14 protein-coding genes are annotated in these 18,342 nt (G+C 62.8%); 1 reads left to right on the forward strand and 13 read right to left on the reverse strand.

All coding sequences use genetic code 11. From position 1 onward, the window contains the following. From KVT38_RS31290 to KVT38_RS31300, 3 genes are all read right to left on the reverse strand, one after another. On the reverse strand, window positions 1-479 hold a 479-nt coding region (locus KVT38_RS31290), incomplete at its 3' end, for an ABC transporter ATP-binding protein (protein WP_217597679.1). Further along, entirely contained in the window at window positions 476-2,170 is a 1,695-nt protein-coding gene (locus KVT38_RS31295) for an ABC transporter permease (protein WP_217597680.1), read from the reverse strand. The genes KVT38_RS31290 and KVT38_RS31295, both read right to left, overlap by 4 nt. Before the next feature lies 1 nt (window position 2,171). After that, window positions 2,172-3,317: an ABC transporter substrate-binding protein gene (locus tag KVT38_RS31300; RefSeq protein ID WP_217597681.1), complete on the reverse strand. Its 1,146-nt coding sequence runs from the start codon at window positions 3,315-3,317 to the stop codon at window positions 2,172-2,174. A 182-nt stretch (window positions 3,318-3,499) separates the two neighbouring features. On the opposite strand from KVT38_RS31300, the gene KVT38_RS31305 reads away from it, so the two are divergent. Beyond that, window positions 3,500-4,387 (forward strand): LysR family transcriptional regulator, encoded by an 888-nt coding sequence (locus KVT38_RS31305; RefSeq protein WP_217597682.1) that lies wholly within the window; start codon window positions 3,500-3,502, stop codon window positions 4,385-4,387. Between the two features lie 92 nt (window positions 4,388-4,479). Here the strand turns inward: KVT38_RS31305 and argH are convergent, their stop codons facing one another. From argH to secA, 10 genes are all read right to left on the reverse strand, one after another. Then, window positions 4,480-5,895, reverse strand: a complete 1,416-nt coding sequence (gene argH, locus KVT38_RS31310) for an argininosuccinate lyase (RefSeq protein ID WP_217597683.1) — start codon at window positions 5,893-5,895, stop codon at window positions 4,480-4,482. Window positions 5,896-6,177: 282 nt separating this feature from the next. After that, window positions 6,178-7,416 (reverse strand): argininosuccinate synthase, encoded by a 1,239-nt coding sequence (locus tag KVT38_RS31315; protein ID WP_217597684.1) that lies wholly within the window; start codon window positions 7,414-7,416, stop codon window positions 6,178-6,180. Between the two features lie 92 nt (window positions 7,417-7,508). Then, window positions 7,509-8,471 carry an ornithine carbamoyltransferase gene (gene argF / locus KVT38_RS31320; protein WP_217597685.1) on the reverse strand — a complete coding sequence of 321 codons (963 nt, stop codon included), beginning with the start codon at window positions 8,469-8,471 and terminating at the stop codon, window positions 7,509-7,511. A 107-nt stretch (window positions 8,472-8,578) separates the two neighbouring features. Further along, window positions 8,579-9,760: an acetylornithine transaminase gene (locus tag KVT38_RS31325; RefSeq protein WP_217597686.1), complete on the reverse strand. Its 1,182-nt coding sequence runs from the start codon at window positions 9,758-9,760 to the stop codon at window positions 8,579-8,581. Window positions 9,761-9,785: 25 nt separating this feature from the next. Then, complete coding sequence (argB, locus tag KVT38_RS31330) at window positions 9,786-10,568, reverse strand: acetylglutamate kinase (protein ID WP_217597687.1); 783 nt, start codon at window positions 10,566-10,568, stop codon at window positions 9,786-9,788. 17 nt (window positions 10,569-10,585) lie between these two features. Continuing rightward, on the reverse strand, window positions 10,586-11,812 hold the full coding sequence (gene argJ, locus KVT38_RS31335) for a bifunctional glutamate N-acetyltransferase/amino-acid acetyltransferase ArgJ (protein ID WP_217597688.1): 1,227 nt from the start codon (window positions 11,810-11,812) through the stop codon (window positions 10,586-10,588). Between the two features lie 22 nt (window positions 11,813-11,834). Beyond that, window positions 11,835-12,914, reverse strand: a complete 1,080-nt coding sequence (argC, locus tag KVT38_RS31340; protein WP_217597689.1) for an N-acetyl-gamma-glutamyl-phosphate reductase — start codon at window positions 12,912-12,914, stop codon at window positions 11,835-11,837. A gap of 815 nt (window positions 12,915-13,729) precedes the next feature. After that, entirely contained in the window at window positions 13,730-14,677 is a 948-nt protein-coding gene (locus KVT38_RS31345) for a YitT family protein (protein ID WP_217597690.1), read from the reverse strand. A gap of 220 nt (window positions 14,678-14,897) precedes the next feature. Continuing rightward, window positions 14,898-16,029 (reverse strand): peptide chain release factor 2 gene (gene prfB, locus KVT38_RS31350; RefSeq protein ID WP_217597691.1). Its coding sequence is split into 2 segments (ribosomal slippage): window positions 14,898-15,950 and window positions 15,952-16,029, totalling 1,131 coding nucleotides; the frame shifts between segments, so codons are not numbered across the junction. Window positions 16,030-16,177: 148 nt separating this feature from the next. Then, a partial coding sequence (gene secA, locus KVT38_RS31355; protein ID WP_217597692.1) for a preprotein translocase subunit SecA occupies window positions 16,178-18,342 on the reverse strand: 2,165 nt, incomplete at its 5' end.

Below are 18,342 nucleotides of genomic sequence, written 5' to 3' on the forward strand. Positions count from 1 at the left end.
AGCAGCGCCGGCTGCGCCGCCAGGGCGCGCGCGACCGCCTCACGCTGCTGCTGTCCGCCGGACAGCTGTGCGGGCAGGCGTCCTTGGAATGGCTCCAAATGCAGCAGACGCAGCAGCTCCCCGACCTTGGCTCGAATGTCAGCGGACGCCGCCTTCTTTCTTTTTAACCCATACGAAATGTTGTCGTACACGCTCAAATGCGGCCATAGCCCGTAATCCTGGAACACCATGTTGATGCCCCGCTTCTCGGGCGGCACGAGCTTCGAAGCCGTGGACACGGCCTCGCCGCGCAGCCGCACCTCGCCCCCGTCGGGCTGCTGCAGGCCGGCGATGAGCTGAAGCAGCGTGGACTTGCCGCAGGCGGACGGGCCAAGCACGCTGATGATCTGCCCGCGGGAGACGCTGAAGTCGATGCCCCGAAGCGCAGGCTGGCCCCCGTAGGACTTGTGAAGCTGACGGATCTCTAGGATTGGATTCAACGGCTTGGCCTCCTTGCTTCCTTCGGCTTGAACAATCGCTCCATGATGAGGATGAGTGCGACAACGGCGGTGCCTCCAGTTAGAGTCGCGGCGGCGGCGTAGCCGAAGTTCAGGTCCTCGAATGCTTTGTTGATGACAACGGGCAATGTCATAAAGTTGGGTGGAAACAGAATCGAGGTCATCGCCAGATCGAAGACGCTCGCCCCGAACGCCGCCAGCGCGGCGGAAAGCAGCGCGCCACGCAGCAGCGGCAGCAGAATCGTCCGCACTCTGCGCGAAAAAGAAGCGCCCTGCATTTGCGCCGCCGACAGCAGCCCCTGCGGCACCTTGGCCATCGCCCCTGTCACGATCCGGGTGATGACGGGAATGGCGCCGGCGACGCCGGCGAGCACGAGGATGGCCGGCTTGCCGTAGAGCAGCAGCCCAATCCGCTCGAGCCAGGCTTGGTTCCAGATGAAGATATAGCCGATGCCGAGCACGACGCCCGGAACCGCCAGCGAGATAAGCGAGATGATGTCGATCGCCCGCTTTAGCTTGAACCTCGAATAGGTGAGCACGTAGGCGACGAGCAGCCCGACGAACAGGCCGACGATGGCGGCGAACGCCGCGATCGAGAGCGAATGCAGCAGCGCATCCGTCAACTGCCCGCCCGACACGAACAGCTCCCGATAATGGTCCAGCGTGAACGCCGAGCCGCCGGCTTGGCCGGGGCGGGTGAATGACGTCAGCAGGTTGGCGCCTAACGGAATGCCGACCGCGATCGCCAGCAGGAGGAGATTGCCGACCGCCAGCAGCAAGGCGCCCCTGCGCGGCCGCTCGGCCTTGGCCCGCGTCGCCCGGCCGCCGAGGAAGTCGAAGCGCGCCCGGCGCAGCGCCCAGAACTGCACGCTCATCGCCAGCGCGATCAGCACGACGAGATAGAACGACAGCACGCCGGCCATATCGAACCGGATCGGCGATGTATACAGCGCCGAGTAAATCGAATACGGCAGCGTCGGAAAGCGGAAAACGGCCGCGATCGAAGCCGGCAGGCCGAAGTCGCCGACGGTGTCCATAAAGACGAGCAGCGCCCCCGAGCAATAGGCGGGCAACAGCAGCGGCGCCTCGATTGTGCGCCAGACGGTCCAGGCGCTGCCGCCGTTCAGGCGGCCGGCTTCGCCCAGGCGTTCCATTTTCCACTCCAGCGCGGAATAGACGGCCAGATAAGCGAACGGAAATTTGCTCAAGGACATGACCGCGATCAGGCCCGCGGGCGTAAAGACGGCATCGTGAACCCAGCGCCAGCCGAACCAGGATGCCGCGAGGCCGTCCGACGAGGCGAACATGACCCAGCCTTGCGCGAGGATAAAGGACGGCGTCACGATCAGCAGCCATACCGCGCCGTCGAGCAGCCGCGCGCCCGGGAACGACCAGCGGGATCGCGCGGTAGCGAGCGCCGCGCCGATCGCGGTTCCGAGCGCCGTCGTGCCAAGGCCGAGGACGAGCGTGTTTTTGAGCGAGAGATACCAGAGCGGACGGCGGAACATCTCGCCCAGCAGAGAGAGGTCGCCGATCCGGCGGCTGCCGAAGAAGAAGCCGGGCAGCAGCACTTGAATGACGACCGCGGCAAGCGGCAGCATGATCAACAAAACAAGAAGGGCCAGCACCAGCCAGCCCGTCCTGCTTCCGTGAGCGAAAATCGTAAAGCGCATTTTATTTCACCGAGCGATCGGCGAACCACTGCTTGATCTCCGCTTCATGCTCCGATGCCCACGATGCGTCCGCCGCGACGAGTTTGGCGTTTGGCGCGCGATCCGCTTTCATCGTCACGCCCGCGACGCTCGGCTCGAAATAGCTCTCGTCGCCTTGGTCAATCAGCGCCTGCTGCGTCTTCGGATCGAGCAGAAACTCAACGAACGCCTTCGCTGCATCCTGATGCTGGCTGTTCTTCTGGATCGCCGCTACGCGTACCGAAGCCGGCGCGCCCTCTTCCGGCCAGACGATCTCGATCGGCTCGCCGTCGTTTTTCAGCGTGTACGCGTTGCTCTCCTGCAGCGCCGCGACCTTGATCTCGCCGCCCGTGAGCGCCTTGGCGACATTCGGGTTTTTCGGGTAGACGTGCGCGCCGTTTTTCAGCACGCCGTCAAAGTAAGCCTGGCCGCCTTCGATCCCTTTGTCCTTGAAAAACCACGATACGAACGGATAAGCGGGCGCCGCTACCGCAGGGTCTGCCATGCCGACTGTGCCCTTGTACTTCGCGTCGGCGAGATCTGCCCAGCTCTTCGGCGCTTCGGCCGCGCTAAACGACTTCGTGTTGTAGACGATGACGCCTGCTGCATGCGCGCCGGTCGGGTAATATGCCTTGTTCGCAGGCACGAATGCCTTGGCGAAGTCCGTGAGGCCTGCCGCGGCAGTCGGCTCCCAGCCCTCCAGCAGCTGTCCTGCCTTGCCCAGCCCTTCGATCGAAGGCATCGCGTCCATCCAGACGACGTCCCAGTGCGGATTGCCCTTCTCGGCTTCGATGCGGGACATGATCTCGGCGCCGTTGCCGCTGACGATGTTGAGCTTGTAGCCGGTTTGCGCTTCGAACATCGGCTTGACGATGTCGTCGAAATCATTGAGGTAGACCGTCAGCGTCTCGCCGTTGCCGGCCGGCGTCGATGCGCTCGCGCTCTCGGAAGACGCTGCGGCTGCGGTCTCGGATGGCGATGCCGAGGCGCTTGACGGCGCGGCAGTGTCGGAAGCCGTGGCCGCCGCGGCGCCCGCGTTGTTGTTGTTCGCGTTGCCGCAGCCTGCTGCGGTCAAGGACAGGCCGACGAGCGCCAATGCTGCGAGCTTGCGGTGCTGCGTGAGATTCATTTTTCGATATCCCCCTCGTAATCGTTCGTGATACCTTCACTTTAAAGGGGGTTTGTCAGCATGACGTAAAGCGGATAACAAATCGAAGTTAAATATTATCTATGTGTATTGATAAAATCATAGATAGAATCTATATTTGCTGTAGCATGTATTTGACGACGATAAAAGAGGGCGAACGTTCCATGAATCCCCAACAACTGCGTGTTTTCATGCAAGCCGCGGATGGACGCAGCCTGACGGAGGTCGCCGCCGCGCTCGGCTTGAAGCAGCCGACCGTCACCTTTCACCTGCAAAAGCTGGAGCAGTCGGCAGGCATCTCGCTGTTCCGCAAGCAGGCCGGTCGCGTGCGCCTGACCGATGCGGGCGAGGCGCTGCTCCCCTATGCCGCCAAAATCTCGGCGCTGCTCGACGAAGCCTCGCAGCTGATGGCCGACTACCGCGAGCAAGGCCGCGGCAGGCTGAAGATCGGGGCCAGCTATACGCCGGCCACCTACTTCCTGCCCGCTTATCTGGCGGAATTCCAGATGCAGTACCCGCTGGCGCTGCCAACGCTGACGGTCAAGCAGGCCGGAGACGCGCTCGCCCTGCTCGAGAGCTTCGAGATCGACGTCGCCGTCGTCTCGCTGTCCGAGGAGCCCTACCCCGAGCTCAACGTCATCCCGCTCGGCGAAGATCCGCTCACGCTGGCGTTCGCGCCCTTTCACCCGCTGGCCTCGGGGAAGATCGGGATCGAGGACCTGCAGGGCCAGTCGTTCCTCGTGCACGAGGGCGGCTCGACCTCGCGCAGGCTGTCCGAGAGATGGGCGGCGGATAACGGCTTGAACTGGCAAATCCGGATGGAGCTCGGCGCGATCGAGACGATTAAGGAAGCCGTCAAGCACGGCATGGGAATCGGCATTCTGCCGCGGCGCAGCGCGCGCCGGGAGGAGCTGTCCGGCGAGCTCGTGCTGCGGGAGCTGCCGGGCAAGGTCAGCGTCCGCCGGATTTGCCTCGTTTACCGTAAAGAGGATATCCCCGTCCGTCAGGCGGCCGCCTTTATCGACTTTATGCGGGGGAAGCTCGGGGTGTAGGGATGCCACCTCACAAATACAACAAAAAAACCGGCCTCCCTATGGGGCCGGTCGTGTCGGTTGTAGATGGCGCGCCGTTTCGTTATGTCAACTTAGCGGCTTTTCGCGTCGTATTCCTCGGTCCAGGCCTGCGTCTGCGCTAGCGCAGTCTCGGCGCGGCCGATCGCTTCGCTCACCTGGTTGGCGGCGGTGCCGCCGTAGACGTTGCGCGCGGCGACGACCGTCTCCGGCTTCAGCGTCTCGTAGATGCGCTCGTCGAACAGCTCGGAGAACTGCTTGAACTCGTCGAGCGTCAGGTCTAGCAGGAACTTGTTTTGCTGGATGCAGTACAGGACCGTTTTGCCGATGACCTCGTGCGCCTGGCGGAACGGCAGCCCCTTGTTCACGAGGAAGTCGGCGATGTCGGTCGCATTGGAAAAGTCCTGGTCGACGGCGCGGCGCATCTTGTCCTTGCGCACCTTCATCGTCGCGATCATCGGGGCGAACAGCTGGAGCGCGCCCTGCAGCGTCTTCACGGTGTCGAACATGCCTTCCTTGTCTTCCTGCATGTCCTTGTTGTACGCGAGCGGCAGCGACTTCAGCACGGTCAGCAGGCCGACGAGGTTGCCGTACACGCGGCCCGTCTTGCCCCGTACGAGCTCGGGCACGTCGGGGTTTTTCTTCTGCGGCATAATGCTCGAACCTGTGCAAAACGCGTCGTCCAGCTCGACGAACTGGAACTCCGTGCTCGACCAGAGAATGAGCTCCTCGCTCAGACGCGACAGATGCGTCATGATGAGCGACGCGCCGGCCAGGAACTCGACGATAAAGTCGCGGTCGCTGACGGCGTCGAGGCTGTTCTCGTAGACGCGGCCGAAGTTCAGCAGCTCCGCCGTGTACAGACGGTCGATCGCAAACGTCGTGCCCGCGAGCGCGCCCGCGCCGAGCGGCAGCGCGTCGATACGCTTGTAGCTGTCCTGCAGGCGCTCGATGTCGCGGCCGAACATGGACACGTACGCCATCAGATGATGGGCGAACAGGATCGGCTGCGCGCGCTGCAGATGCGTATAGCCCGGCACGATCGTATCGAGGTTGGCCTTGGCCTGGCCGATCAGCGCTTCCTGCAGCTTGGACAGCAGGCCGACAAATTCGACAACGCGCTTGCGCAGGTACAGGTGCATGTCGGTCGCGACCTGGTCGTTGCGGCTGCGGCCGGTGTGCAGCTTGCCGCCGACGGGACCGATCTCCTCGATCAGCGCCTTCTCGATGTTCATATGAATGTCTTCGTCCGCGATCAGGAACTGCTGCTCCCCGCTGCGGATGCGCTGCTGCACCTTCAGCAGGCCCGCCTTGATCGTCTCGACATCCTCCTGCGGCAGAATGCCGCAGCGTCCCAGCATCGTCACGTGCGCGAGGCTGCCCTGGATATCCTCCTCGGCCAGCTCCTTGTCAAACGTAATCGACGCCGTATATTCCTCTACCAGCTGGTCGGTCTTCTTCGTGAACCGGCCGCCCCACAGCTTGCTCATGACGCTAGTTAGCCCCTCTCTATTCGGCAAATAAGGATGCGCGACACCGTTATTTGCTCGCCAACCCGGCGAGTCGGACAAATAACGTTACGCGACATCCTTATCCGCTCAACATGCCGGATTTTACGCAAATGAACGATATGCGGCATCCTTATCCAATCCCCGCGAAGCGTTTCCGAGCAAATAACGATATGCGGCATCGCTATTTACCGGCGACCGGAGGATTTCGAGCGAATAAGGATGCACGGCATCCTTATTCATCTCTCTGCCGCCGGCGGCTACTTAAACGCCCGAAGCGCCGTTCACGCCGGACGACACCTTCAGACGAAGCGCGTTCAGGCGAATGAAGCCGGTTGCGTCGCCTTGGTCGTACGCCTGAGTCGGGTCGGCTTCCATCGTGGCGATGTGCGGGTTGTACAGGCTGACCGGGCTCTTCAGGCCGGCGGCCAGAATGTTGCCCTTGTACAGCTTGAGGCGCACGGTGCCGGTGACATTCTTCTGGCTTTCGTTTACGAGCGCCTGGATCGCCAGACGCTCCGGCGCGAACCAGAAGCCGTTGTACACGAGCGTGCTGTACTTCGCGATAAGCGAATCGCGCAGGTGCATGACGTCGCGGTCCATCGTGAGCGACTCCATCTTGCGGTGCGCGGTGAAAAGAATGCTGCCGCCCGGCGTCTCGTACACGCCGCGGGACTTCATGCCGACGAAGCGGTTCTCGACCATGTCGACGCGGCCGATGCCGTGTTTGCCGCCCAGCTCGTTGAGCTTGTTCATCACTTCGAGCGGGGACAGCTTCTCGCCGTTAATGGCGACGACGTTGCCCGCTTCGAAGTCGAGCTCGACGTACTCCGCCTGGTCCGGCGCCTTCTCCGGCGACACGCTCAGCACGTACATGTCCTGCACGTCGTCTGCGCTGGAGTCGAACCACGGATCCTCGAGCATGCCGCTCTCGAAGGAGATGTGCAGCAGGTTGCGGTCCATCGAGTACGGCTTGGCGGCGGACGCCTGCACGTTGATGCCGTGCTTCTCGGCGTAGGCGATCATCTCGGCGCGGCCCGGAAACGCTTCGCGGAACGCCTCATCGCGCCACGGCGCGATCACCTTGATGTCGGGCGCAAGCGCGGCCGCAGTCAGCTCGAAGCGGACCTGGTCGTTGCCCTTGCCGGTCGCGCCGTGCGCGATGGCGGTGGCGCCTTCGGCGCGGGCGATCTCGACCATGCGCTTGGCGATAAGCGGACGCGCGATCGAGGTGCCGAGCAGGTACTGGCCTTCATAGAGCGCGCCGGCCTGGAACATCGGGTAGATGAAGTCCTTGGCGAACTCGTCCTGCAGGTCGTCGATGTACACCTTGGAGGCGCCGGTCTTGATCGCTTTTTCCTCCAGGCCGTCCAGCTCTTCCTTCTGGCCGATGTCGGCCGTGAAGGTGATGATCTCTGCGTCGTACGTCTCCTTCAGCCACGTGAGGATAACGGAGGTATCAAGGCCGCCGGAGTAGGCGAGCACGATTTTTTCTTTTGCCATGGTAGGGATGAACGCTCCTCTATTGGAAAAATGGATGCGGCGCGGCAGGCGCGTCGGATCGCCGGAACCGCGGTTATGCGGAAGGCGGCAGCTTACATAATCGCGGCCATGACGGCCTTTTGCGCGTGCAGGCGGTTCTCCGCCTCGTCGAAGATAATGGAGTGCGGGCCGTCGATAACGCCCTCGCTCACTTCCTCGCCGCGGTGCGCCGGCAGGCAGTGCATGAACAGGTAGTCGGACTTGGCATGCTTGGCCAATTCCTCGTTGACCTGGTAGTTCTTGAACGCGCGCTCGCGCTCCTGCTGCTCGGCCTCGAAGCCCATGCTCGCCCACACGTCGGTGTATATGATGTCTGCGCCCTCGACCGCCTCGCGCGCGTCGCGCACGATGTCGACCCGGGAGCCCGACTGCTCGGCGAACTCGCGCGCCAGCTTCACCTGGTTCGCATCCGGCTCGTAGCCTTCCGGCGACGCGCTGGCAAAGTGAATGCCGAGCTTGCTCGCGCCGATCATGAGCGAATGCACCATGTTGTTGCCGTCGCCGATGTAGGCGACCTTGAGGCCTTCCAGTTTGCCCTTGTGCTCGAGGATCGTCTGATAGTCGGCGAGCGCCTGGCACGGATGCGACTGGTCGGACAGCGCGTTGATGACCGGGATCGTAGCGCCGCGGGCCAGCTCGACCACGTTGCGATGGCCGAACGTACGGATGATGATGCCGTCCAGATAACGCGACAGCGTCTGCGCGGTATCGCGGATCGTCTCGCCGCGGCCCATTTGAATGTCGTTCTTGCTCAGGAACAGGCCGTGGCCACCGAGCTGGAACATGCCCACTTCGAACGACACGCGCGTGCGGGTGGACGATTTTTCGAAGATCATGCCGAGCGTCTTGCCCTTGAGGGGCTGGTACACTTCGCCGCTCTTCTGCTTGCGCTTGAGCTCGATGGCGAGGTCGATCAGATAACGGATCTCGTCAGGCTGGTAATCGACGAGCCCCAGGAAATCCCGCCCTTTGAGGCCTTGGGCGAGTTCTTCGGCGTTTGCGGCCGGGTTAGGCATGGCGATACCTCCTTGGTATGAAAAGGGGCGCATAGACCCCGCGTTAGAGAAAGTGTTGGCGAAACGCCGACCGGCCGCGTTCGAGCGCGCAGCCGGCTAAGGCGCGATTAGTTCGAGGCCTTCGCTGCGGCCGCTTCGGTCAGCACGGCGGCGATCAGGTCGACCGCGCGGTCGATATCCTCGCGCGACACGAGCAGGCTCGGCAGCAGGCGGATGACCGTCGGTCCCGCCGGGACGACGAGCAGGCCGCGCTTCTGCAGCTCGCCGATCCAATCGGCGACCGGCTCGGTGCACTGGATGCCGATGAGCAGGCCGCGGCCGCGAACCTCGGTGACGACCGGCAGATCCAGCAGCTTGTCGCTCAGCTTCGCGATCAAGTACTCGCCCGAAGCGGCCGCGCGCGCCGGCGCGTCCTGCTTCAGCATCGACTCGATCGTGGCGGTCACGACCGTCGAAGCGATCGGCGTGCCGCCGAACGTCGTGGCGTGCGAGCCGGGCGTGAAGGCCGGAATCAGCTTCTCCTTGCCGAGCATCGCGCCGACCGGGAAGCCGCTGCCGATGCCCTTGGCCAGTGTGAAGATGTCGGGCTCTACGTCGTAGTGCTGATACGCGAACAGCTTGCCGGTACGGCCCATGCCCGTCTGGACTTCGTCCAGGATGAGCAGCAGACCGTGACGATCGCACAGCTCGCGGACGCCGCGCAGAAACTCGGGCTCGACGACGATGACGCCGCCCTCGGCCTGCACGAGCTCGAGCATGATCGCGGCCGTACGGTCCGTGATCGCCGCTTCCAGTGCCGGCAGATCGTGCAGCGGCACGTGGACGAAGCCTTCAGGCAGCGGCAGGAAACCTTCCTTGACCTTGTCTTGCCCGGTCGCGGTCAGCGTCGCGAGCGTACGCCCGTGAAACGACTGCGTAAACGTGATCACTTCATAGCGATCGTTGCCCAGCACCTTCTGGTGATAGCGGCGGGCCAGCTTGATCGCGGCCTCGTTCGCTTCGGCGCCGCTGTTGCAGAAGAAGACGGCGTCGGCGCAACTGTTGTCGGTCAGCAGCTTCGCCGCTTTTTCCTGGAACGGATTGACGAAAAGGTTGGACGCATGCCACAGCTCCCCGAGCTGCGCCACGAGCGCATCCTTCACCTCGTCCGGCACATGGCCCAGACTGGTGACGGCCAGACCGCCCATAAAGTCGAGATACTCCTTGCCTTGATCGTCCCACAGGCGGCTGCCTTTGCCCTTGACGATGGCGATCGGATAGCGTGCGTAGGTCGGGAACAAGCTGCTCATGTTTTCCACTCCTTCGTTGGATAAATTATTCGCGTACGATGCGGGTGCCGAGGTTGCCCTCGTTAACCGCCCGGCTCAGCACCCGCGGCGCGGCGCCGTCGACGATGAGCACCTCGCGCACGTCGCCGGTCAGGCAGGCCATCGCGGCCCGCACCTTCGGGATCATGCCGCCGTAAATCTCGCCGCTCGCGATCATCTCTTCGATCTGCGCGAAGGTGACCTGCGGCAGCACCCGCTTCTCGCCGTCCACCGTCCGCATGATGCCTGGCACGTCGGTCACGACGATCATCGTAGCGACGCCCAGATGCGAGGCCACGGCGCCTGCGGCGGTGTCCGCGTTAATGTTGTAGCGCTGACCGGCAGCGTCAATGCCGATCGGCGCGATGACGGGCAGGTAGCCGAGCGCCACGATGCCCTGGATCAGCTCGGCGTTGACGCCGGTCACGTCGCCGACGAGACCGACGACGTCCGCGTTCGCCACGGGCCTGGCCTCGATTAGCTGCCCGTCGGTGCCCGACAGGCCGAGCGCCTTCGCGCCGCTCTGCTGCAGCCGCCGCACGATCTGCTTGTTGATGCGTCCGGCGAGCACCATCTCGACGACCTCGAGCGTCGGCTCGTCGGTCACGCGCAAGCCGCCTTCGAAGCGGCTCTCGATGCCAAGCTGGCCGAGCGTCTCGTTGATCGCCGGGCCGCCGCCGTGCACGATAACCGGCTGCGCCCCGCTCTCCTGCAGGTCGCGCAGATCCTCGAAGAACGCGTCCGGCAGCGCGGCGAGCGTGCTGCCGCCGCATTTCATGACGAATGCCATCGTTGTCGTCGCCCCCCTTAAGTCCGGTAAGCGGCGTTAATCCGCACGTAATCGTAAGTAAGGTCGCAGCCCCAAGCGAGCGCCTTGCCGCTGCCCATGTGCAGGTCGACGCGGATTGCGACCGTGTCGCCCTTCAGGTAGACAAGCGCTGCGTCCTCGTCGAACACGATCGGGCGGGACTGCTCCAGCACGAGAATGTCGCCGAGCCGCACGTCGACCGTGTTCACGTTAAGCGGCACGCCTGCGCGGCCTGCCGCTGCGATGATGCGGCCCCAGTTAGCGTCCGCGCCGAATGCTGCCGACTTCACAAGGCTCGAGCCGATGATCGTCTTGGCGATCGCCTGCGCGTCCGCGTCGCTGGCCGCACCTGCGACCGTCGTCTCGATCAACTTGGTCGCGCCTTCGCCGTCGCGCGCGATCGCCTTGGCCAGCTCCTCGCACACGTAGCGCAGCCCTTCGGCGAACGCCGCCCAGTCCGGTTGCGCCGGCGTCAGCTCGGCGTTGCCCGCGAGGCCGTTGGCCATCGCGACGAGCATGTCGTTAGTGCTGGTGTCGCCATCGACGGTGATCATGTTAAACGTCAGGTTGGTGATGTCGCGCAGCAGCGTTTGCAGCGCCGGGGCGCCGATGGCTGCATCCGTCGTGACGAAGCCGAGCATCGTAGCCATGTTCGGGTGGATCATGCCGGAGCCTTTGGCGGCGCCGGCGATCGTGACCTCGGCGCCGTCCACGACGACGCGCACGCAGGCGGTCTTCTTGACCAGGTCGGTCGTCAAAATCGCCTGGCAAAAGTCGTCGGAGCCGGCCGCGTCGCCCTTCAAGGCTTCAGGAAGCCGCTCGATGCCCGCGCTGACGCGATCCATCTTGAGCGGCTCGCCGATGACGCCGGTCGAGGCGACGGCGACCTGATGCTTCGCCACGCCGAGCGCCTCGGCGATCTGCGCGCGCATCGCGTATGCGTCGGCTTCGCCTTGGGCGCCGGTGCAGGCGTTGGCATTGCCGCTATTGACGAGCACTGCGGTCAGCAGGCCTTCTTCCGCCAGGCTCTCGCGCGTCACCTGCAGCGGTGCCGCCTGAAACAAATTGGTCGTATACACCGCCGCAGCCGCTGCCGGCACCTCGCTGACGATCGCGCCGAGATCGTTGCGCTCCGTTTTTTTCAGACCGCAGTGCAGTCCGCCCGCCTTGAAGCCCTTGGGCGTCGTCACGCCGCCGTCCGGCACGATGAGATAGCTCTTCCCCATGTCGCTCCCGTTCCCCCGTCCGTTATGGATAGACCGGCAGGAACGTCAGACCCGTCGTCTCGTCCCAGCCCATCATCAAGTTCAAGTTCTGAATCGCCTGGCCCGACGCGCCCTTGACGAGGTTGTCGATGACGGAGATGACCGTCAGGCGCCCCGTCCGCTCGTCGACGAGCACGCCGATGTCGCAGTAGTTCGAGCCGTACACTTCTTTGGTCGACGGGTACGTCCCCTCCGGACGCACGCGCACGAAGGGCCGGCCCTCGTAGAACTGATTGTACAGCTCGCGGAAATCGGCCGTCGTGCGGCTCTTGTCCGTCAGGCTCGCGTACATCGTGCTCATGATCCCGCGCGTCATCGGCACGAGATGCGACGTGAAAGACACGGTCACCGGAGCGCCCGCCGCGCGCGCCAGCGTCTGCTCGATCTCCGGCGTGTGCTGGTGCTGATGGACTTTGTAAGCCTTGAAGTTCTCGTTGACTTCGGAAAAGTGGGCGGCCATGTTGAGGCCCCGGCCCGAGCCCGACACGCCGGTCTTGGCATCGACGATGATGCTGTCCGGGTCGATCCAGCCGGCTTTGACCGCCGGATACAGGCCAAGCGTCGTCGCCGTCGGGAAGCAGCCCGGATTGGTGACGAAGTCCGCGCCGCGCACTTCATCGCCGAACAGCTCGCTCATGCCGAACACCGCGCGCTCGAGTTCGTCTTGCTGCGGCGCTTCTTTTTTGTACCACTGAGCGTAGCTGTCCCGGCTCTTAAGCCGGAAGTCGCCGGACAGGTCGATGACCTTGAGTCCCGCCGCGAGAAACTGGCTCGCCAGCTTCGTGCTGACGCCATGGGGCGTCGCGAAGAAAACAACGTCGGCCTTGCCCGCGATCAGCTCGGGATCGACGGCGTCCAGGATGTCCGTGCGGATCTCCGTCAGATGCGGATAACCGGCCGCGAACGGCTCGCCCGCATTAGACGAGGAGATGACGGACGTGACCGTCACGTAAGGATGGGCGGCCAGCAAGCGGATCAGCTCGACGCCGCCGTAGCCGGTGGAGCCGACGATGGCGGCGCGCACTTGGGGCTGCGCCGAGGATGAAGATAAGGATGATGGCATTTAGATACACTCCTTGCTCTATAAAGGAATGGGACGCACTAGCGCGATTGGGCGCGCGCCCGCCGTTCATGGCAAACTATTCCCATTGTACCGGATCGCGATGATGATGTCTAAAACAATTCAAGCCCCGCCGCCGCGTCCCGGCTATGTAAGATGCAGCTGCACTGTGGGCGCTGCGGGGACGCGGCGGACGGCGGCTCGGCGGCACGCAGGGTCCGGTTGTCGATGTGTATCATTATACATTCGAATGAGTATTTATTCAATGAAAGATTCGAGTCTGTCGTCAATACTTTTTCGAGTCGGGGAAGGGGGACGTCGACTGGCACATACTGTGCGCCAAAAGTCTCGGATAGGAATAAATGTGCTGTCACGCGAGCAGTGTCGGTGCAGGATGTCCCTATTGGAAACAAATGCGGGGCCTCGCACTCATCGCCAGGGGTAGAGGTCCTGGATAGGAGCAAAATCGTCGTCTCACCCATCGCGTCGTCTTCGAAAGTCTTGGATAGAACCAAATCCACCTGCGAGAACATCGTGTCCTGACAAGACGTCTCTATTGGAAACAAATGTGCCATCTCGCACTCATCGCCATGGTAGAACGTCCTGGATAGGAGCACAATCGTTTTTTACCCATCGCGTCGTCTCAATAAGTCTCGAATAGGAACAATAGCGTCGGTGCGAAGGCCGATTCATGGAGAGCCGGAAGTCAGCCGGAAGTCACCCGGCAGACTGAGTGCAACCGCTGACGATCGTGCTGGCCGACAGCAGCATTGGCCATGCTCGGGTCCCGCCCAGTTCGGTTAGCGCTCGCTCCATCGTCAATCTTTGGTTCGACCGCCTGGCGGATGCGGCTCATGAAATCCCTCCCCCAGCACCTCCGCCGCGTTCGTAATGATAACGAAGGCGCCAGGGTCGGCGTCCTGCACGAGCAGCTTGAGTCGCGTCACTTCGTTCTGGCCGACGACGGTCATGAGCACGGGGCGCTGCTGGCCGGTGTAGCCGCCCTCGCCCTGCAGCTTGGTGAGACCGCGATCCAGGTCGACGAGCACCGCCTGCGACACCTTCTCCGGCTGCGTTGTCACGATAAAAGCGGCTTTGGACGTCTGCAGCCCTGTTTGCACGACGTCGATCGTCTTGCTCGTGACGAACAGGCCGATGAGGGCGTAGAGCGCGTTTTCGGGCGCGATGAGGATGCCGGCGGAGAGGATGACGAGGCCGTCAAGCGTAGCGACCGCGAGGCCGAGGCGCAGGCCGGTGAAGCGATGCAGGATCTGCGCGGCCGTGTCGAGGCCGCCGGTGGACGCTTGGCCGCGGAACACGAGGCCGAGCCCGAGCCCGACGCCGAGTCCGCCGTAGATGGCGGCGAGCAGCGGGTTGTGCGTCGGCGGCGTCCAGTGCGCGGTGAGCAGCACGAACAGCGGCAGCACGACGGAGCCGACGGCGGTCTTGACGCCAAAGCGAGTGCCGAAGACGGCGAGGCCCGCGAGGAAAAGCGGAATGTTAAGCGTCCACTGGGTGTAGGCGGGCTTGATGTCGGTCAAGTAGTTGACGATGACCGAGATGCCGGAGACGCCGCCGGAGGCGATGTTGTTCGGCAGGAAGAACAGGTTGAAGCTGACCGCAATAAGAAAAGAGCCCACGAGCAGCAGCGTCATCGACACGGCATTGCGATACAGCGGCGAGCGCGGCTTGCGACGGCGCTTGTTGGGCCTTGGCTCCGAGTAAGGCGGAAGCTCCGCGCGATTCGCTTCGTTTGCATGTTCCATCGTAGGAAGCCCACTTTCTTTTATGAATGAACGCGTAATGACGTACAAAAAAAGCAAGCCCCTCCACCCGGCGGCGCGATAGGTTCACTTCGGACGGATGCCCGCATCGGTTCCTGTTGAGGGAGCCGAGCCGGCGATCGGAAGAAACGTTTCCTCGCGTTGCCATTAGTGTCGGAACTTGCCGCATGCTTTATTCGAATAAGAAGCGCGTGCCGATCGGTTATTCGGCGGCCGCCGCCGGATCCGTCTTGATCTGGCTGCGCAGATAGCCGTCGATGAACGGATCAATATCGCCGTCCATGACCGCCTGCACGTTGCCCGTCTCTACGCTCGTACGATGATCCTTGACCATGCTGTACGGGTGAAACACGTACGAACGGATCTGGCTGCCCCAGGCGATATCTAGCTGCTCGCCGCGGATGGCGGCCAGCTCGGCCTGCTGCTCCTGGATCTTCTTTTCGTACAGCTTGGATTGGAGCATCTTCATCGCGCGGTCGCGGTTCGAGATCTGAGAGCGCTCGGTCTGGCAGGCCACGACGATGCCGGTCGGCAAGTGAGTGAGTCGAATCGCCGAGTCGGTCTTATTGATGTGCTGGCCGCCGGCGCCGCTTGCCCGGTACGTGTCGACGCGCAGGTCTTCGGGACGAATCTCGATCGTGATGTCGTCCGGAATCTCCGGCACGACGTCGCAAGACACGAACGATGTATGACGTCTGCCCGAAGCGTCGAACGGCGAGATGCGCACGAGCCGGTGCACACCCTTCTCGGCCTTCAGGTAGCCGTAGGCGTTGTAGCCGCGGACCATGATGGTGACACTCTTGATCCCCGCCTCGTCGCCCGGCAGATAGTCAAGCAGCTCCACCTTGAAGCCCCTCTTTTCCGCCCAGCGCGTGTACATCCGGTACAGCATCGAAGCCCAGTCCTGGGACTCCGTGCCGCCTGCGCCCGGGTGAAGCTCGAGGATGGCATGGGACTTGTCGTACGGCTGGTTGAGCAGCAGCTGCAGCTCGAAGTCGTCGACCTTCTTGGACAGCGCCTTGACGCTGCCGACCCACTCGGTCTCCAGGTCTGCGTCCGACTCCTCCTCCAGCATCTCTTGCATCGCCTCGAGATCCTCCTGCTCAGCCGCGAGCGTCGCATATTGCTCGACGACGCCTTTAATCGCATTCAGCTCGGAGATGACACCCTGCGCCTTCTCGTTGTCGTCCCAGAAGTCCGGCGCGCTCATCTTTTCCTCGAAGTTCGCGATCATCTCTTGCTTGAGATCTAAGTCAAAGAGACCCCCTAAGATACGTGAGTCGCTTCGCGGATTCGCGAAGGTCTTGCTTGGCTGTGTAATCGTTGACGGCCATGTAAAATCACCTCATCGTAGAATGCGGCCCGGCTTGCGGGTCCGGGAAAAGTTCAACGATCGCAACCGCTCTCCCGACATGCAAGAGCGATGCTCCCCGGCGCGGTCCGGTTGGGCCGCTCGGCGGAGCACCGCTCCCATGCCTTCGATCAGTCTATGCGACCGTGGCACATTTTGTATTTCTTGCCGCTGCCGCAAGGGCAAGGGTCGTTGCGGCCGACACGCTGCTCGGGCGAACGCGCCGGGCGCTTCGGTCCCGCTTCCGCCTTCGTATCGACGGCTTGGCCTTCGGCGACGGCTTCGCGCTTCACGTTGCTCTCGACCTGCGCCTTCATGATGTAGAGCGTCACTTCTTCTTCGATCCGCTCGATCATGGACAGGAACATGTTGTGGCCTTCGAATTGGTACTCGCGAAGCGGATCGTTGCCGCCGTAAGCGCGCAGGTGGATACCTTGACGCAGCTGGTCCATCGCGTCGATATGGTCCATCCACTTGCTGTCGACCGCGCGGAGCACGACGACCTTCTCGAACTCGCGCATCGTCTCTTCGCCGATCATCTGCTCGCGTTCGTTGTACAGCTCCTCGATGCGCGCCATGAGCAGCTCGACGATCTCATCCTTTTCCTTGCCCCATAGATCGTCCTTGTTCACGCGCTCTTCCGGCAGGAAGTTGGCGTGGGCGTAGCTGGCGAGACCCTCGAGATCCCAATCTTCCGGCACGTCGTCGCCCGGACAGTGCTTGTCTACCGCGCGCTCGACGACCGACTTGATCATCGGCATGACGACGTCGCGGATCTTCTCCGCGCCGAGAATCTGGCGGCGGTCGCCGTAGATCTTCTCCCGCTGCAGGTTGATGACGTCGTCGTACTGCAGAACGACGCGGCGGGCGTCGAAGTTGCTGCCTTCGACGCGCTTCTGCGCCGACTCGATCGCGCGGGTGATGAGGCGGCTCTCGATCGGCGACTCTTCGTCGAAGCCGAGACGCTCCATCATGCCCATGATGTTGTCCGCGCCGAAGCGGCGCATGAGCTCGTCCTCCATCGACAGGTAGAACTGCGAGGAGCCCGGGTCGCCCTGACGGCCTGCGCGGCCGCGCAGCTGGTTGTCGATCCGGCGGCTCTCATGCCGCTCGGTACCGATAATGTGCAGACCGCCGAGATCCGGCACGCCTTCGCCGAGCAGAATGTCCGTACCGCGACCAGCCATGTTCGTGGCGATCGTAACCGTGCCACGTTGGCCTGCGCTCGCGATAATCTCGGCTTCCTCGGCGTGGTACTTGGCGTTCAGCACCTGATGCTTGATGCCTTTCTTTTTCAGCATTTCCGACACGCGCTCCGAGTTCTCGATCGAGACCGTACCGACCAGCACCGGCTGCCCCGTCTGGTGACGCTTCACGATCTCCTCGACGACGGCGCGGAACTTGCTGTTCTCCGTCTTGTAGACGACATCCGGGATGTCCTTGCGAATGTTGGTCCGGTTCGTCGGGATCTGCACGACCTCAAGGCCGTAGATCCGCTTGAACTCCTCTTCCTCCGTCTTCGCCGTACCGGTCATGCCGGCCAGCTTGCGATACATCCGGAAGTAGTTCTGGAACGTGATCGTCGCGAGCGTCATGCTCTCGTTCTGGACGTTCAGGCCTTCCTTCGCCTCGATCGCCTGGTGCAGTCCGTCGCTGTAACGGCGTCCGGCCATCAAACGGCCCGTGAATTCGTCGACGATGACGACTTCCTCTTCCTGCACGACGTAGTCGACATCGCGCTTCATAATGAAGCGCGCGCGCAGCGCCTGGTTCACGTGGTGGTTGATCAGCACATGCTCGTGCGCGAACAGGTTCTCGATATTAAAAGCCTGCTCCACCTTCGTCACGCCGGTCTCCGTCAGCGCGATGCTCCGCATTTTCACGTCGATCGTGAAGTCCTCGGTCTCGGTCAGCCGGCTCGCCACACGGTCCGCCTGATAATACATCTGCGTCGACTTCTGCGCCTGGCCGGAGATGATCAGCGGCGTACGCGCCTCGTCAATCAGGATCGAGTCGACTTCGTCGATGATGGCGTAATAGAGCGGACGCTGAACCATCTGCTCCTTGTACAGCACCATGTTGTCGCGCAGGTAGTCGAACCCGAACTCGTTGTTCGTGCCGTATGTGATATCGCAAGCGTAGGCCGCCTGCTTTTCCTCATGAGACAGACCGTGCAGGTTGCAGCCTACCGTCATGCCCAGGAAATTGTAAACTTGGCCCATCATCTGACTGTCCCGTTGCGCCAGATAATCGTTGACCGTGACGACGTGCACGCCCTTACCGGCGAGCGCGTTCA

This window comes from Cohnella sp. GbtcB17, from assembly GCF_019091135.1.
In the GTDB taxonomy this organism is placed as follows: Bacteria; Bacillota; Bacilli; order Paenibacillales; family Paenibacillaceae; genus Cohnella.

What these genes read in the sequence shown, in the direction of transcription:
- KVT38_RS31295 (WP_217597680.1), bottom strand. Translation starts at nt 2,170, where the DNA reads ATGCGCTTTACGATTTTCGCTCACGGAAGCAGGACGGGCTGGCTGGTG.
- KVT38_RS31300 (WP_217597681.1), bottom strand. Translation starts at nt 3,317, where the DNA reads ATGAATCTCACGCAGCACCGCAAGCTCGCAGCATTGGCGCTCGTCGGC.
- KVT38_RS31305 (WP_217597682.1), top strand. Translation starts at nt 3,500, where the DNA reads ATGAATCCCCAACAACTGCGTGTTTTCATGCAAGCCGCGGATGGACGC.
- argH (WP_217597683.1), bottom strand. Translation starts at nt 5,895, where the DNA reads ATGAGCAAGCTGTGGGGCGGCCGGTTCACGAAGAAGACCGACCAGCTG.
- KVT38_RS31315 (WP_217597684.1), bottom strand. Translation starts at nt 7,416, where the DNA reads ATGGCAAAAGAAAAAATCGTGCTCGCCTACTCCGGCGGCCTTGATACC.
- argF (WP_217597685.1), bottom strand. Translation starts at nt 8,471, where the DNA reads ATGCCTAACCCGGCCGCAAACGCCGAAGAACTCGCCCAAGGCCTCAAA.
- KVT38_RS31325 (WP_217597686.1), bottom strand. Translation starts at nt 9,760, where the DNA reads ATGAGCAGCTTGTTCCCGACCTACGCACGCTATCCGATCGCCATCGTC.
- argB (WP_217597687.1), bottom strand. Translation starts at nt 10,568, where the DNA reads ATGGCATTCGTCATGAAATGCGGCGGCAGCACGCTCGCCGCGCTGCCG.
- argJ (WP_217597688.1), bottom strand. Translation starts at nt 11,812, where the DNA reads ATGGGGAAGAGCTATCTCATCGTGCCGGACGGCGGCGTGACGACGCCC.
- argC (WP_217597689.1), bottom strand. Translation starts at nt 12,914, where the DNA reads ATGCCATCATCCTTATCTTCATCCTCGGCGCAGCCCCAAGTGCGCGCC.
- KVT38_RS31345 (WP_217597690.1), bottom strand. Translation starts at nt 14,677, where the DNA reads ATGGAACATGCAAACGAAGCGAATCGCGCGGAGCTTCCGCCTTACTCG.